The sequence below is a fragment of the Winogradskyella arenosi genome (genome assembly GCF_003337305.1).
In the GTDB taxonomy this organism is placed as follows: Bacteria; Bacteroidota; Bacteroidia; order Flavobacteriales; family Flavobacteriaceae; genus Winogradskyella; species Winogradskyella arenosi.
Window position 1 is genome coordinate 182,420 of sequence record NZ_QPJO01000001.1, and the last position, 14,451, is coordinate 196,870.

The 14,451-nt window shown below is 35.5% G+C and carries 11 protein-coding genes and 1 tRNA gene; 4 read left to right on the forward strand and 8 right to left on the reverse strand.

Features of this window, described 5'->3' with window-relative positions:
- Nucleotides 1-3: 3 nt before the first annotated feature.
- From DFQ08_RS00730 to DFQ08_RS00755, 6 genes are all read right to left on the reverse strand, one after another.
- Entirely contained in the window at nucleotides 4-2,310 is a 2,307-nt protein-coding gene (locus DFQ08_RS00730; protein ID WP_114308633.1) for a chondroitinase-B domain-containing protein, read from the reverse strand.
- Nucleotides 2,311-2,321: 11 nt separating this feature from the next.
- Nucleotides 2,322-3,245 (reverse strand): polysaccharide lyase family 7 protein, encoded by a 924-nt coding sequence (locus tag DFQ08_RS00735; protein ID WP_114307889.1) that lies wholly within the window; start codon nucleotides 3,243-3,245, stop codon nucleotides 2,322-2,324.
- A gap of 303 nt (nucleotides 3,246-3,548) precedes the next feature.
- Complete coding sequence (locus DFQ08_RS00740) at nucleotides 3,549-3,935, reverse strand: hypothetical protein (RefSeq protein ID WP_114307890.1); 387 nt, start codon at nucleotides 3,933-3,935, stop codon at nucleotides 3,549-3,551.
- Nucleotides 3,936-3,947: 12 nt separating this feature from the next.
- Nucleotides 3,948-4,787: a universal stress protein gene (locus tag DFQ08_RS00745; RefSeq protein WP_114307891.1), complete on the reverse strand. Its 840-nt coding sequence runs from the start codon at nucleotides 4,785-4,787 to the stop codon at nucleotides 3,948-3,950.
- A 90-nt stretch (nucleotides 4,788-4,877) separates the two neighbouring features.
- On the reverse strand, nucleotides 4,878-5,930 hold the full coding sequence (locus DFQ08_RS00750; RefSeq protein WP_114307892.1) for a response regulator: 1,053 nt from the start codon (nucleotides 5,928-5,930) through the stop codon (nucleotides 4,878-4,880).
- On the reverse strand, nucleotides 5,927-7,432 hold the full coding sequence (locus DFQ08_RS00755; protein WP_114307893.1) for a sensor histidine kinase: 1,506 nt from the start codon (nucleotides 7,430-7,432) through the stop codon (nucleotides 5,927-5,929). Before DFQ08_RS00755 ends, DFQ08_RS00750 begins: the two co-directional genes overlap by 4 nt.
- A gap of 391 nt (nucleotides 7,433-7,823) precedes the next feature.
- Between DFQ08_RS00755 and cls the strand changes: the two genes are divergently transcribed.
- Together cls and DFQ08_RS00765 are read left to right on the forward strand one after the other, a co-directional pair.
- Nucleotides 7,824-9,254, forward strand: coding sequence for a cardiolipin synthase (gene cls, locus DFQ08_RS00760; RefSeq protein ID WP_114307894.1), 1,431 nt, complete (start codon nucleotides 7,824-7,826; stop codon nucleotides 9,252-9,254).
- A 67-nt stretch (nucleotides 9,255-9,321) separates the two neighbouring features.
- On the forward strand, nucleotides 9,322-10,104 hold the full coding sequence (locus DFQ08_RS00765; RefSeq protein ID WP_114307895.1) for a patatin-like phospholipase family protein: 783 nt from the start codon (nucleotides 9,322-9,324) through the stop codon (nucleotides 10,102-10,104).
- Between the two features lie 86 nt (nucleotides 10,105-10,190).
- Here DFQ08_RS00765 and DFQ08_RS00770 read toward each other — a convergent pair.
- Nucleotides 10,191-10,272 (reverse strand) — tRNA-Leu (locus DFQ08_RS00770).
- A gap of 144 nt (nucleotides 10,273-10,416) precedes the next feature.
- On the opposite strand from DFQ08_RS00770, the gene DFQ08_RS00775 reads away from it, so the two are divergent.
- Both DFQ08_RS00775 and DFQ08_RS00780 read left to right on the forward strand, forming a co-directional pair.
- Nucleotides 10,417-11,358 (forward strand): ribose-phosphate pyrophosphokinase, encoded by a 942-nt coding sequence (locus DFQ08_RS00775; RefSeq protein ID WP_114308634.1) that lies wholly within the window; start codon nucleotides 10,417-10,419, stop codon nucleotides 11,356-11,358.
- A gap of 165 nt (nucleotides 11,359-11,523) precedes the next feature.
- Nucleotides 11,524-12,135: a 50S ribosomal protein L25/general stress protein Ctc gene (locus DFQ08_RS00780; protein WP_114307896.1), complete on the forward strand. Its 612-nt coding sequence runs from the start codon at nucleotides 11,524-11,526 to the stop codon at nucleotides 12,133-12,135.
- A gap of 67 nt (nucleotides 12,136-12,202) precedes the next feature.
- Here DFQ08_RS00780 and DFQ08_RS00785 read toward each other — a convergent pair whose 3' ends face one another.
- Nucleotides 12,203-14,440, reverse strand: a complete 2,238-nt coding sequence (locus DFQ08_RS00785; RefSeq protein ID WP_114307897.1) for a patatin-like phospholipase family protein — start codon at nucleotides 14,438-14,440, stop codon at nucleotides 12,203-12,205.
- Between the last annotated feature and the right edge of the window lie 11 nt (nucleotides 14,441-14,451).

Consider the following 14,451-nt stretch of genomic DNA (forward strand, 5'->3'; position numbering starts at 1 on the left):
TAATTAATAGACTAACTTCAATTTTAAATTCTGAACCACTTCAATTTTACCAGAGTTTTGCACGATATTATTTTCTGGCTTTTGGCCCTTTTCTCCCCAAAGTATGGCGGTAAATTTTACCGGATTGTTTTTAAATGTATTGTCTGCAAATTCTACATTGACAATACCTCTTGTTTTAATTAATATGTTTTCGTCATCATCCTGACCCGATTGCGTCACTGTATTTCCTTTAAACACAAGGTTTCCTCCAATAGTAGACTCGTCATAGCCTCCACGATAATAATTTAGCACATTGGCTTTAACATTTGTAAAGCTGTTGTTCTCTACATAGACAAATTCACTATTATAATCGCCTTTATCATTGGTTTCCTTATTAAGCTGAATACCACGTGCACAATCTTTAATAATTGAATTTTTAATAGAAATTGTATCGGCAAATGACCCTTTAGACACTTCTAAAACCTCACTAAAATTACTAATCTCAGTATTGTTTAACCAAAGCCCATAAGCGCTTCTCATGTTTTTATCTAAGGTTTTAAAGACCGCTTGTGTATGATCTCCTTGAAGACTCACATCTTCCATATGCAATACGCCATTAGGATTTAAAGTAAAGGCCGATGCTTTAGATGTAAATTGTAATTGAGCTTTATTTGCTTTGTCTGCAGACGTAACCGTTATATTTTTAGTTACCGGCAGTGTTTCTGTAATGTCGTACACCCCAGGATTAAGACGAATCGTATCTCCAGCATTCGCAGCAGCAAAAGCTTGACTTAATTCCGCTGCATTACTAACCGCAATCGTTTTCGTAACGGCTTCAATTTTTTCGCCATTATACCACGTTGTTCCATAATTAGACGTATCGTATAATTCTTTATGGTTTGTAGCATTAATAATCGCTCCTACAGTATTGTTTTCTGGAGTTCTTTCGGTTCCAAAAATATCGGTCTTTATGGTTTCAAAATCAAACCCTTTGTAGATATCACTTGAGTTTACTTTCGCCACTTTTAAAGCCTCTGTAATTTTTTCAACTTGCATGCTGCTAGTGATAAGCCCTTCAGGTTGAACTTTGCTTTTATTAGCACTATTGCTATAGTTGTTCTTAAATAAAACTCCATCGACCTCATCGTAATTTTCAATAGGAAAATCGAAAGGCGTTTCATTATATAACACATTATTAGCCACGATGGTTCTTGTTGGTCTTGCCGAACGAATTTCTGATTTTGGAAGCACCTCACTCTGACTTACGTTAGACCCCACACTAAAATGAAACGGTGTTTTACAGTCTACAAAAGAGTTGTAGGCAATAACAGCATCGGTAACTTGATTATAACGGTTTTGTGGTGATTTTGGAATACCGTTCATAACCGCTAAAGGCGCTCTAAACGTTTCTCCTTTCAGTTTATAAAAATAGTTATTGGTAATCCAATGTCCGGTATTTATCACTCTAATACCACCGATAAATTTAGAATTATCATTTCCTATAAAAATGTTTCCATCTATAGTCGCATAGTTTCCATGTCTAAGTACAAGAGAGCCTTCACTCTCAAAAAACACATTATTCTTAAAGACGTTATAGTTAGACTTGCTAGAGATAATCTCTACCTCTCCATTACAACGCTCAAACAAATTATTTTCAACATTGGTATGTGATGGTGTCATAGAAGTTCCGCTATCTCCAATTTGCATGGTTTCTCCATGTGGCCCTCCTTTTCTAGGACGTGGCCCAAAATGGTTATTAACAATTTGGTGAAAGTTTCTAATGTGCTCATTACCCTTTAGCATGACCATAATGGTTGGGCCGTAATTGGATTTTCCGGTAATGTAATTATGGCTGACTTCATTATGTCTTCCCCATAATTCTATCCAATGGTCTTTAACATCGCGATCGGGCTGCGTAAAATTTTCAATAACACAATTGGTCACTTTTGAATGATTTGCTACCGCATTATCACTCACTTTAAAACGAATAACCTGACGAGACGGTGTATAACCGTTTCTAAAGTGTAAACCTTCAACCACAAGATAATCACCACCAAGTTGTAAATTAGAAGCTCCTTCTATAAACACTTCCCCTGGCGTTTCTGCCTTTAAGGTAATAGGCTTTCCTTCCTCACCTTGTGCTGTAAATTTTATTTGAATATCCTTATAAACGCCGTTTTTTAAAATTAACTCATCACCTGGTTGCGCTTTTTCAATTGCTTCCTTTAAGGTTTGTGCATCTGCAATGGTTGTCTTTTCAATAACGACAGCAGACTCTTCACAAGCGAAGGTTAGTAAAAACAGACTGAAAATTAATAGATAGTTCTTCATATTGTTTATCATTAGTGGGTAACATTTAGTTCGTAATATTTTACTTTGGAAAAAGCATTATCTGCGGTAGAGCTCAGATAATTTCCAGCTTTGAAATAATTCTCATAAGGCCATTTTTCTAGACTTACATCTTCATAAACTACAGGCGTATTCGTATTAAGTTGCACTTCTAATCTTGCCTCTGACGCTGTGATCTTAAAATCGAAAGGTTCAAAACCAACATAACCCATATTGATTTTTTCATCGGCCCAAGTCGCACTCGAGGTTTCTAAGAGAGCATCTCCAGAAGTATTTTCATCAATTAAAGATTTTTTATAACACCACAAATCGCCATCAATCCACGTTATTTTAATTAAAGGCGGACCGTTATTAGAACTAAACCCATGTGTCTCCATATCTTCTATAGAAATAATACCATGAATTTGCATAACAATGGTACGGTGATAAGTTCGGTTCGTTTCCTGATCTTCGGAAATATCAACCACTTTTAGGCGCCCTTCTAGGATTCCGCCTTCTTGTAGTGACCAATTTTCTCTAGAGGTCGATGGATTTATTAACTCTCTTAATTCGGTTCTAGAATAAGAACTGTTAGTGGTAGAAACCCCCGGTAAGGTGTAGAATTCTATGGCCTGATCGTCTACATCGTCATACATAAAAGGTTGAATAGCGGCGTTGGTTCTGTATAAACCATCAATGAGTGCAGAAGGTTGGTACTCATCTGGACTCCCATTATTATCGGCATCTACGGGTAAGGTCAATTTCCAATTTGAAAAATTTATATCGGCAAAGTTTTCATCTGTAATGTCATCGTCCTCATCGTCGCTTGGGTCCACCACAGTTGTGGGTGCAGAATCTTCTGCATCACCCTCATCACTTGAGCAATTGTACGCAAGGATTGCGAGAAAAAAGAGTGCGTATACAAATTTGAACTTCATGTTATCATGGATATAAAAAAAATTGGTTAACCAGATTGGTTAACCAAAAATATAATAATTTTTCAATTAAAAAAAAGTTATTAAGGTAATTCTGTATACAATATAGTTAATTTTACAAATAAATATAAGCCTTACCCTCGTTAAACAGCCCGTAAACGCTATGATGACGGTAAAACTTTACGGCCCTTATTACAAACGTTAAAATGTTTGTTTTCTCTAAATCTAAAATTCTTGAGATGCTAATGAACGACACCTAACAGCTAGTCTTATCATGACCCCATTTTTATAAAGCGCATTACGCAATTATACCGGCACAATATGATATACTTCATTAAGTAAAAACAACCCAACAAAAAATAACAAGGTATAGATGACTTGCACCATTTTAATATTAAATAACACCAACCACTTTACCGTACGCTTCGGAAACATAAACAGGGCTAAACCAAGAAACAACGCTAACCAACCAATTAAGGTGACAATAAGCTTGTAATTAGGCTCCCAAATATTATGAAATAAGGTATTTAATAAGCCAATTATAATGGCTATAAATGAAAATAGAATGAGGAATTTTTCATCTTTTAAATCATTAAAAACCTGTTTTATGCGCTTCGGATTTAAACTCAATATCAAGAAGAAAATGATAAGATACCATCCCCAAAACTTTGCTAAAAAAATTGACGTATCCATAAGGCAAGGGTTTTATTCATGAAGTACCAAGAACGGAATATCCGTGTGGTAACTGATTTTTTCTACTTTAGAATGAAATAAGATGCTTTGAAAATAATTTAAATTTTTAGCCACCATAACCATCATATCAATAGCCTTAGTTTCTACAAAGGTTTGTATGGCATCTTCGACCTTTCTATTCTCAATATAATCAAAACTAGGGTTATAAGCATCAAAATAAGCTTTAAAAATATCAATATTATTTAATTGTTCTACGCTTAATTCTATATCCTTTTTATGAATATGAAGCATGCGCAAATTAGCTTTTGATGTTTTTAAAACCTCGGATAGCGGCTCTAAGGTTTGCAAATCATAAGACATATTAAAATCTGAAGGAAAGGCAATTTCTTTAAGTGGCCTATATGTGGCAGCCTCTGGAACCACTAAGGTGGTACACTTTACTTTTGTAATAACATCACCGGTATTACTCCCTACTATATATTGCTTAAGACCAGACGCTCCTTTTGTCCCCATTACCAACACATCTATTTTCTGCTCTAAAACCTGTTTTCTAATAGATTCTAGAAAGAACCCATATTCGGTTAGGGTAAAAAAGTGATGATTCTCGTTAATTTTTCCTTCGTCATTAAGCGTACTTAACACATTTGCTAAGCGTTGCTTAGAGGGTTTAACGTACAACTCTTCAATTTGGCTAGCCGTCGGTGTGGTACTACTATCCCCTGCCATAAAGCTATCCATAAGACAGACATTTAAGAGGTAAAAATTACATTTTACGGCTTTGTAAAAATCTATCGCATACGAAATGGCGTTTAAAGAATTTTCGGAAAAATCTGTAGGTAATAAAATATTCATCGCGTAACTTTTATTAGTCACCACAAATCTAGACCTCTGCGTGGTCTTAAAATATGATATTCGTCACTAATAAAAATTACGCCACTATAATTACTGGATATCTTGTAACTTTTGTAAGTCTAGAACCTTGACCGTGCGGCCTTCCATTTCAATGATTCCTAATTTTTTAAAATCGGACATCGTTCTAATTAAGGTTTCTGTAGCAATACCTGCCACACTGGCTAAATCACTTCTAGAAATTCTAATAGGGTCTTCTGGTTTAGCATTTATTTTTTCAGCAAACCTAAGAATAGTAGCCGCAGTTTTGCGTTTTACAGAACTATAAGCCATCTGTAACAATTGATCTTTAACACCTGTAATGTTTTCGGAAAGCAACTGAATAATTTCTAAAGTGATCTTATGATTTTTATCTAAGACCTCTTTTAATTCTGATTTAGACACCCCAACCATTTCCACATCTTTCATCGCTGTAGCACTCTCTTTATAGGGAATATTTTGAGTAAATGAGGTATAGCCAAAAATATCGTCTTCCTTATGAAGTGCCGTAGTCAGTTCTTTTCCATTTTCATCATATTTAAAACACTTTACAACACCTTGTAGAATGAGATAAACATAATTAGAGTTCTGCCCTTCTTGATAAATGGTTTCATTTTTTCTGAACTTAAAAACCGTTCCGTTATCATCAAAAAAGTTCTTTAAATCATTTAAAGTTCTTAATTCTTCTTCATTGTTTTGTGGTTGTACTTGGTGCGCCTCGCGTTCCTCTTTTAAAATAGCGGCTTTGGCAATTCGGCTTTCAATAGCACTTGTTAACTCTTCCTCACTAAAAGGTTTGGTAATGTAATCATCAGCACCGAGATCCATTCCTTTTCTAACATCGTGACGCTCTGTTTTGGCTGATAAAAAAATGAAGGGTATAAATTTCGTTGTACTGTCTTTAGATAGTGCTTCTAATACACCATACCCATCAAGTATAGGCATCATAATATCACAAACAATAACGTCTGGTAATGATTGCTTTGCCGTTTCTACCCCTAAGGCGCCATTAGCAGCCGTGATAACATTAAAGTCTGAAAGCTCTAATAATTCTGCTGTATTTTCTCTTAATACGGTATCGTCTTCTATCAGTAAAACTGTTTTCATAGCTGTGCTTTATTTGGTAATTCTATAATAAAAGTGGAGCCTACATTCTCAACACTTTCAAAAGTAATGCTTCCATTTAAATTTTCTAAATGGTCTTTCACAATGTTTAATCCTATTCCTGTGCCCTGCATTAATAAGGCATTTTCCGCTCTAAAATAACGGTTAAAAATATTTTTCTGATCTACAAGCGGAATCCCAATACCATTGTCTATAACCTTAAAGGTGGTTTTATGGGCATCTTGAAAAATTTCTATATCTATAATAGCATGTTCTGAAGAATATTTAATGGCATTATAAATTAGGTTAGATAAGGATAATTCAACAATTTTCTCATCTTGGTATAAGCTAATGTCATCTACATTTTCAGGATAATTAATATGCTGGCCATCTTTAAGCAACATATTAGCGTTATAAATTACTTCATTTAAGACCTTACTCAACTTAAAGGTGCTAAAATTATAATTAATTTTACCCTTCTCAAGTTTCTCTACAGATAAGAAATCTGTTAAAATAGAATTGAGATATTGTACCTTATCGGTAATGGTTCTTAAATGCTTTTCTCTATTCTCTTGTTGTTCTGTCAATTTATATTTACTCAATAATATAGTCGAGGTTAAAATACCGCTTAAAGGGGTTTTAAACTCATGAGAAACCATAGAAAGAAACTTCGTTTTTAAATCGTTTAGCTCCTTTTCTGCTGCCAAAGCTGTTTTAAGTTCTTCGGTTCTAACCTCTACAGTCTTTTCTAAAGTTTGGGTATAATTTTTTTGCTCTGTAATGTCTAAAATTATAGCCACATAAACATCATTCCCTCCCAACTTAGAATGTTGCAAATGCACACTCGCTGGATACCTTGTTCCGGATTTACGTTGATGGACCGCTTCAAACTCAATTTTATCAACCTCACCTTCACGTAACCCTTTTATTTTTTTTCTGAAATCCTCTTCCGTAAACTCAGGCTTTATATCTAAAGGCGTCATTTTATAAAGCTCATCCATGGTATAGCCCAGGTTTTTTTGAGCTTCGTAATTAACACTCACAAATAATAAACTATGCGCATCAAACACATAGATTTCATTTAGGGATTCTAAGATAATATTGGTTAAATGGTTCCTTTCTTGCTCTAGTCTTTTTCGTTCGGTGATATCAATAACCAAGGCCATGATATATTTTTGATCAAAAAGTATAAACGGATTAAGACTGGCTTCTATTGGAAAAATACTCCCATCTTTTTTAGCACCGTGGATGTCACGACCGTGACCCATACTACGCTTCTTGTTATCTTTTACAAAACCTTTAAAATGCCTGCCGTGCTCTACATGATAATTACGAGGAATTAAAACATTCAAAGGCTGATTTGTTAACTCGTTTTCACCATAACCAAACATCTGTTCTCCAGCTTTGTTGACTTTTACAATGGTTTGCTTATCATTAACAATCACCACACCTTCTGAAACAGAGTCTAATAGAATATTAAAAATTTCTTGATCTTCTGGAAACATCTTTTAAAATTGAGGTTTAAAAAGCTAAAGATAAAAATCCTTAAGAATTTATTAGCATCAAAACGGGGAAGATTTGGGGCCTTTTGCGCATTAAAAATATAACTACAAAAAATGATAACGAAAAAAAACGCACTCCCCATTCTTCCTACCTGAACCCTAGTTCTTAAAGTTCTAGAGTAAAATCCTATCAACCTCTAGCCGTCAAACGCCATGATAAGGCCTTAACACTGATCTATATCATTATTTACGGCCCTAAAAAATTGTAATTTGCAAAATAGCTTTTGCCTATAAACCTAAGAGATCGTTGTATAAGTTGCGTATTTCAGAGAAGCCTTAGCTATAAAACCCGCCTATAAAAGCGGTACCTTACTTATTTTAAACTATAAGATTTATGATGTTTGCGCTCATTGCATATGTTCTAATTGCATTTGTCTTAATGGGGCGATTACTACTTTACGGGGTAAGACCAACCAAAACCTTAGCTTGGTTACTCGCTATTTTTACAATCCCCGTTGGCGGTATGCTTCTCTATTTTATTTTAGGTCGAAATAGAAAAAAGAATAAATTTTATCATTTTAAAAAAAATGAAACTATTTTTGGTTATCTTCAAAAGTATAACGCTCTTCATCAATCCGAAGCGCCTACAACTCCAATTCCTCCGCTTTTAAAACAACATCATCGTTTGGCCCAAATGATGACTAAAAGTTCTGGGGCTTTCCCTACCACAGGCAATTTCTTACAACCCTTAAAAAATGGCCCAGCAACCTTTGACGCCATTTTTAAAACCTTAGAAAAAGCAAGAACGTTTATACATATTCAATATTATATTTTTGAAGAAGGCGATTTAGCCAACCGATTTAGAAGCTTATTGATACAGAAAGCCATAGAAGGCGTAGAAGTCAGATTACTTTATGATGCTTTAGGCAGCCGCGTTTTGAGTAAAAAATTCATTAAAAGTTTAAAAACGGAAGGCATTCAGGTTTATGGTTTTTTACCGATGAGATTGGGCCGGTTCCTTTCTTCTGTTAATTATAGAAATCACAGAAAAATTGTGATCATAGATGGACTCTATGGTTTTACCGGTGGTATTAATGTATCCGATAAATACATTAACGGAGATCCCAATTTAGGACCGTGGTACGATATGCATTTGCAAATGGAAGGCCCTGTTATTCATAGTCTACAAGCCGTTTTCGCTAGAGATTGGAGCTTTGCGAGTGGTACAGAAGAATTATTAAACACCAAATATTTTGCTCCACAAATTCGTGCAGGACAAAGTACCGCTCAAGTTGTATCTAGTGGCCCTGATTCTGATTTTTCTTCCATACAATACCTCTATCTCTCTTTAATTAATAAGGCAAAAAACTACGTTTACATTATTAACCCCTATATTATTCCCGGAGAAGCACTATTAGAAACCTTAAAAATTGCCGCCTTAAGTGGTGTGGATGTCCGACTGCTGCTCTCAGCCAATTCTGATAGCCTTTTAGTGAAATGGACCGTACGTTCTAATTTTGAAAATCTCCTTGCAGCCGGCGTAAAAATCTATTTATATCCCGATGGCTTTTTACATAGCAAAGTGATGCTTTCTGATGACGAATTGTCTACCATAGGCACTGCCAATTTAGACATCAGAAGTTTTGAACAGAATTACGAAGTCAATGTTTTAATGTATGATAAGACGATTACAACCACATTAAAGCACGATTTTTTAAACGACTGTAAAAAAAGCCAACAATTAAACTACCATCAACACTTACAACGTTCTAAACTAGAACGCCTAAAAGAAGGCACCGCTAAAGTATTTAGCCCAATTTTATAATGAATTTAAAATCATTTGGTTGCATTTAAAACATCGTTGTACATTTGTAGGACTTATACTAAAAAGCATGAATTTAGGATTAGTATTATCTGGAGGAGGTGCTAGAGGCGCCGCACATATAGGGACCATTAAAGCCTTAGAAGAGGCCGGCATTTACCCAACACACCTTTCCGGAACAAGCTCAGGCGCCATCGTTGGCGCTCTCTATGCCGCTGGTGTGCATTGGTCTGAAATTTTAAACTTCTTTAAAACCATTCCCCTTTTTAACACCAAGCGCTTTGCAAGACGAAAACCGGGATTTTTAAATTCTGATAACTTTTATGACGACTTAAGTGCGTATTTTCCTGAAGACAGTTTTGAAGCCTTAAAAAAACCTTTGTTTATTCCTGCTACTAATATTGTAGATGGCACTTCAAAAATGTTTAGTAAAGGGCAATTAATTAAGCCCATTATAGCTTCGGCCTCTTTTCCTGGAGTCTTTACCCCTACTGAAATTAATGGAAAGTTTTATGTTGATGGCGGCACCTTAAATAATTTCCCGGTTGAACCTCTAATAGAACCCTGCGATAAAATTGTAGGCGTTTATGTAAATCCTTTAAAAAAGGTAACCATGAAAGACCTAAAACATTCTTTTGCCATTGTAGAGCGTTCCTATAAAATTATGGTTGCTGCAGAATCCATGTCTAAATTCTCACATTGCGATATGGTTATCAGTCCACAAGAATTAGTGCATTACACCACCTTTGGTATGAACCATGTAGATGCTATATTTAAATTAGGATACGACACCACAAAACGGGCCTTAGAAGAAGGACAATTAAACCTCAACTCCGTAGGTAAACCAAGTTAAAAATTAAGAGTATTGATACTGAGTTAGGATATGTCCCTAAAAAAAGCCCTATAAAACAACGTTTTTAGGGCTTTTCTTTTTAATCGTACTCAAGGCGGGAATCGAACCCGCACGTCTTGCGACATTGGATTTTGAATCCAACGTGTCTACCAATTCCACCACTTGAGCAATTTCGGACAGCAAAAGTAATAAATAAATTCGGGCTAAACACCAAAAAATAGTAGGTTTTATAATTTTTTGGCGCAAAATAATTTTCTAAATTTGCCCTCACGTAAAAAACACAACACAACACAACTAAAACCCTATAAACAAATGCCTTACGAAACCACAGAAGCCAAAATTTTCACTTGTGCTCAAAGTCAAGACTTAGCTCAACAAATCGCTAAAGCGTATGGCGTGAAATTAGGTAACGTTATCACATCGACTTACAGTGACGGTGAATTTCAACCTTCATATGAAGAATCAATTCGCGGAACTCGTATTTTTATTGTAGGATCTACCCACCCAGGACCAAAGAATTTAATGGAAATGCTTTTAATGATTGACGCTGCCAAACGTGCTTCTGCAAGACACATTACTGCTGTTATACCCTATTTTGGATGGGCAAGACAAGACCGAAAGGACAAGCCAAGAGTCCCTATTGCAGCTAAACTTGTAGCTAAAATGCTAGAAGCTGCCGGAGCCACTAGAATTATCACCATGGATTTACATGCCGACCAAATTCAAGGTTTCTTTGAAAAACCGGTAGACCACTTATTCGCTTCAACTATCTTTTTACCGTATTTAAAAAGTTTAAACTTAGACAACTTAACCATTGCTTCTCCAGATATGGGAGGTTCTAAAAGAGCCTATGCCTATTCTAAAGCTTTAAAAAGCGATGTGGTGATCTGTTACAAGCAACGCGCTAAAGCCAATGTTATTTCTCATATGGAACTTATTGGTGATGTTACAGGAAAGAATGTTATTCTTGTAGATGATATGGTGGATACCGCCGGAACTTTAACAAAAGCAGCAGATCTTATGATGGAGCGTGGTGCATTAAGCGTAAGAGCAATTTGTACCCACCCTATTTTATCTGGAAATGCTTACGAAAAATTAGAGAACTCTAAGCTTGAAGAATTAATTGTAACCAATTCAATTCCTCTAAAACAAGAAAGCAAAAAACTAAGAGTATTAAGTTGCGCAGATTTATTTGCAGAAGTAATGCAAAACGTTCATAGCAACAAGTCTATAAGCAATAAATTTGTGATGTAAGACCACTATTAGGGCCTGTATTTAATCACAAAAACAAGTCTTAAACCCTTAAAAACAAGCCCTTATCAAAAAACAGAGAACTTACAGTAATATTCTCATATAAAATCTCTAAATTTGCAGCCCTCAAAATGAGGGAATTAAAATTTAACAAACAAACATTTCAAAATGAAATCAATTACAATTAACGGATCTCAAAGAGAAAGCGTAGGCAAGAAAGCAACAAAAGCCTTACGTAATGCTGGTCAGGTTCCTTGCGTTATATACGGAGGAGACAAGCCTTTACATTTCTCAGCACCAGAATTGGCCTTTTCTAAACTTGTATATACAGCTAACGCTCATACAGTTGTGATTGCCTTAGATAACGGTGTAGAATACAATGCAATTATGCAAGATATTCAGTTTCACCCAGTAACAGACAAAATCATTCACATCGATTTCTACCAAATCTTTGATGATAAAGAAATCACAATGGAAATTCCAGTACATACTGTTGGTTCTTCTAAAGGTGTTATGAATGGTGGTAACTTAAGAATGCCTTACCGTAAGCTTAGAGTTAAAGCGATTCCATCTAAACTTCCAGATTTTATTGAAATCGATATTACTCCATTAAAAATCGGTAATAAACTTTACATTACTGAGCTTGAAAATGAAGATTACAAATTTATGCACCCAGACAACACTGTTGTTTGTCAAGTAAGACGTAGCAGATTAGCTGTTATGACTGATGATGACGATGACGAAGAAGAAGATGGTGCAGATGATACAGCACAAGAATAGATCTATTTCTATTGAAAAGCTTTAAAAAAAGACTGTCTCTTGAGACGGTCTTTTTTTTTGCCCTATACTAAAACCAAAATCCTAGATTAAAAAACCAGTAGCTCTTTCCGGTTTCTGGAGAAAATGTATACTTCCCTTCTAGTGGGCCTAAAAAAGTTTCTAAGGAATAGCCTAAAGCATAGCCCGTATAATCAACCTTGCTAATAAACGCCCCGCTCTCAAAGATGCCATCATCAATATTGGCATAGTTGGCCGCTAAGAGAATATGATGCTTCTTAAAAATTTCGTAATCTAAGGTCAATGTTCCTTTTACAAAACTGTCTCCCGATAGTGCGAGGTAGTCATAACCATAAAAGGAAGAGAAATTATTAATAAAATTATTGCCATAACCTCCTATGGCAAACCCTAACGTTTGTGTGGACATATCACCAATTTTAAAACCACCATTGGCTTCAACCTTCATCGCTAATTTATCATTAAAACTAAAGGCATAACCCAAATCGGCCTTAGCTATAGAAAACTCTAAAAATTCATCATTAAAGCCCGATGCATCTAGATACAGATGAAAACTACCGTTAAAATAAAATCCATTTTTAGGAAAATGGTAGTTGTCATAATTATCAAATTTTAGTGTTCCAAACAAACTAAAGTAATCCGTGTTTTCAAAGGTAATTTCGTCCTCCTGATTTTCACCTAAAATCGTTTCTGAAGTAATTTTAAGACGTTTATGCTCTGCCCCTAATCGCAAAGCAAAATCTTTTCTAAATATAGTTTGTAAATAAATCTGATTGGTAAAATCTGCAATCTCGGCATCAATTTTATTTAAACCCGTTAATAGCGGCGAGTCTTCATCTAAAGCTAAGCGTGGATTCACGTTTTTATTAAACTGATTATACCGCGATCTTAAACCTAAACTAATATAAAACCCTTTATCTATAAAGTAATCTAAATTATACCGGGAATGATCCCCTAAAATGACATCTAATGAGGCAATATCATTATTAAAGAGTAATTTTTTCTTGGTAAGATTGGCCAAGAGTGCACTTTTATAAAGGCCGTCATAATGCAAGCCAAGTCTTAAAAAAGTGGTCGTTTCAGACTCTACAATTTTACCTTTAAAATCGTACTCCATTTCATTTTCAGTAGGCTCTAAAAAATACCGAAAGGCATCAAAATTGTTGGTTGCAATAAGATTATTTATCCCTTCTCTAAAGTCTGAATAGCTAATTTTTTCATCGCCTTTAAACTTTAAGCGCCCAATCATATAAGACCTGGTATAACGCTCGTTACCGTCTAAACTCACGGAGCGAATCTTTAAACTGTCTAGAATTTTAGCTTTTGGTCGCTCTACATAATGTGGTTTTTGCGCTTTAAGAGCTTTCAAGGATTCTAATTGTATGAGTGCCGCATTAGTACCATGAGAGATGATATCTTTTCCTTCATCAAAAGAAATAAGCGAAAAATCAGAAATATCAGGCTTAATATAGATGTCCGTTAAGTCGGCCTTCGTTTTCATGGCCTCGATGGTTCGGAAATTACTAATTTGCATTAAGATCTCTGGCGCCGATTTTAAAGCTTCCCGGTCTTTTAAAGCATCTTGTACATCTACACCAATAATAACATCCATGCCCTTGGCGCGTAATTCTTCAACAGGAAAATTATTGGTTACCCCACCATCTATTAAAATATTGCCATCAATCACTACGGGTTGAAACAAAGACGGTAAAGCCCCACTCGCCGCGACAGCCTCAGCCAATTTGCCTTTTTCCATTAAAAGGGATTCGCCAGTTTCCATATTAGTGGCCATGCAAAAAAATGGAATCGGTAATTTATTAAATTCTGAAATATCACTTACCGGCAGCAGTAACTGATACATTAAGTTATAGACATTTTGTCCGCGAGATAAAGCTGAAGGCAAGGCTATTTTAAAGTGATCAAAGGGGAGATTAACCACGTATTTCTCTGTGTTTTCGCGCTCGTAAAATGATTTTGAGGCTCTTGGAAAATCATCATTAATTAAAATATCAAAATCTTGAGCTTCAAAAATCGCTTCTAATTGTTTCCCAGAATAGCCTGAGGCATATAAAGAGCCAATAATAGCACCCATACTTGTGCCCGCCACATAATCGATATTAATTTCTAAGCTATCAATGACTTTTAAAACGCCAATATGCGCGAAGCCTTTAGCCCCACCTCCACTTAACACCAAACCCACCTTGGGTTCTGAGGCGCGAGTATGTTCTTGAGCCTTTGCAGGAAAAAGCACCATTAAAAACAGGACTACTATAACAGGTGTTATTTTCATATACTCAGCGT

Coding starts and splice junctions, on each gene's coding strand:
- DFQ08_RS00730 (WP_114308633.1), bottom strand. CDS start 2,310: ATGAAGAACTATCTATTAATTTTCAGTCTGTTTTTACTAACCTTCGCT.
- DFQ08_RS00735 (WP_114307889.1), bottom strand. CDS start 3,245: ATGAAGTTCAAATTTGTATACGCACTCTTTTTTCTCGCAATCCTTGCG.
- DFQ08_RS00740 (WP_114307890.1), bottom strand. CDS start 3,935: ATGGATACGTCAATTTTTTTAGCAAAGTTTTGGGGATGGTATCTTATC.
- DFQ08_RS00745 (WP_114307891.1), bottom strand. CDS start 4,787: ATGAATATTTTATTACCTACAGATTTTTCCGAAAATTCTTTAAACGCC.
- DFQ08_RS00750 (WP_114307892.1), bottom strand. CDS start 5,930: ATGAAAACAGTTTTACTGATAGAAGACGATACCGTATTAAGAGAAAAT.
- DFQ08_RS00755 (WP_114307893.1), bottom strand. CDS start 7,432: ATGTTTCCAGAAGATCAAGAAATTTTTAATATTCTATTAGACTCTGTT.
- cls (WP_114307894.1), top strand. CDS start 7,824: ATGATGTTTGCGCTCATTGCATATGTTCTAATTGCATTTGTCTTAATG.
- DFQ08_RS00765 (WP_114307895.1), top strand. CDS start 9,322: ATGAATTTAGGATTAGTATTATCTGGAGGAGGTGCTAGAGGCGCCGCA.
- DFQ08_RS00775 (WP_114308634.1), top strand. CDS start 10,417: ATGCCTTACGAAACCACAGAAGCCAAAATTTTCACTTGTGCTCAAAGT.
- DFQ08_RS00780 (WP_114307896.1), top strand. CDS start 11,524: ATGAAATCAATTACAATTAACGGATCTCAAAGAGAAAGCGTAGGCAAG.
- DFQ08_RS00785 (WP_114307897.1), bottom strand. CDS start 14,440: ATGAAAATAACACCTGTTATAGTAGTCCTGTTTTTAATGGTGCTTTTT.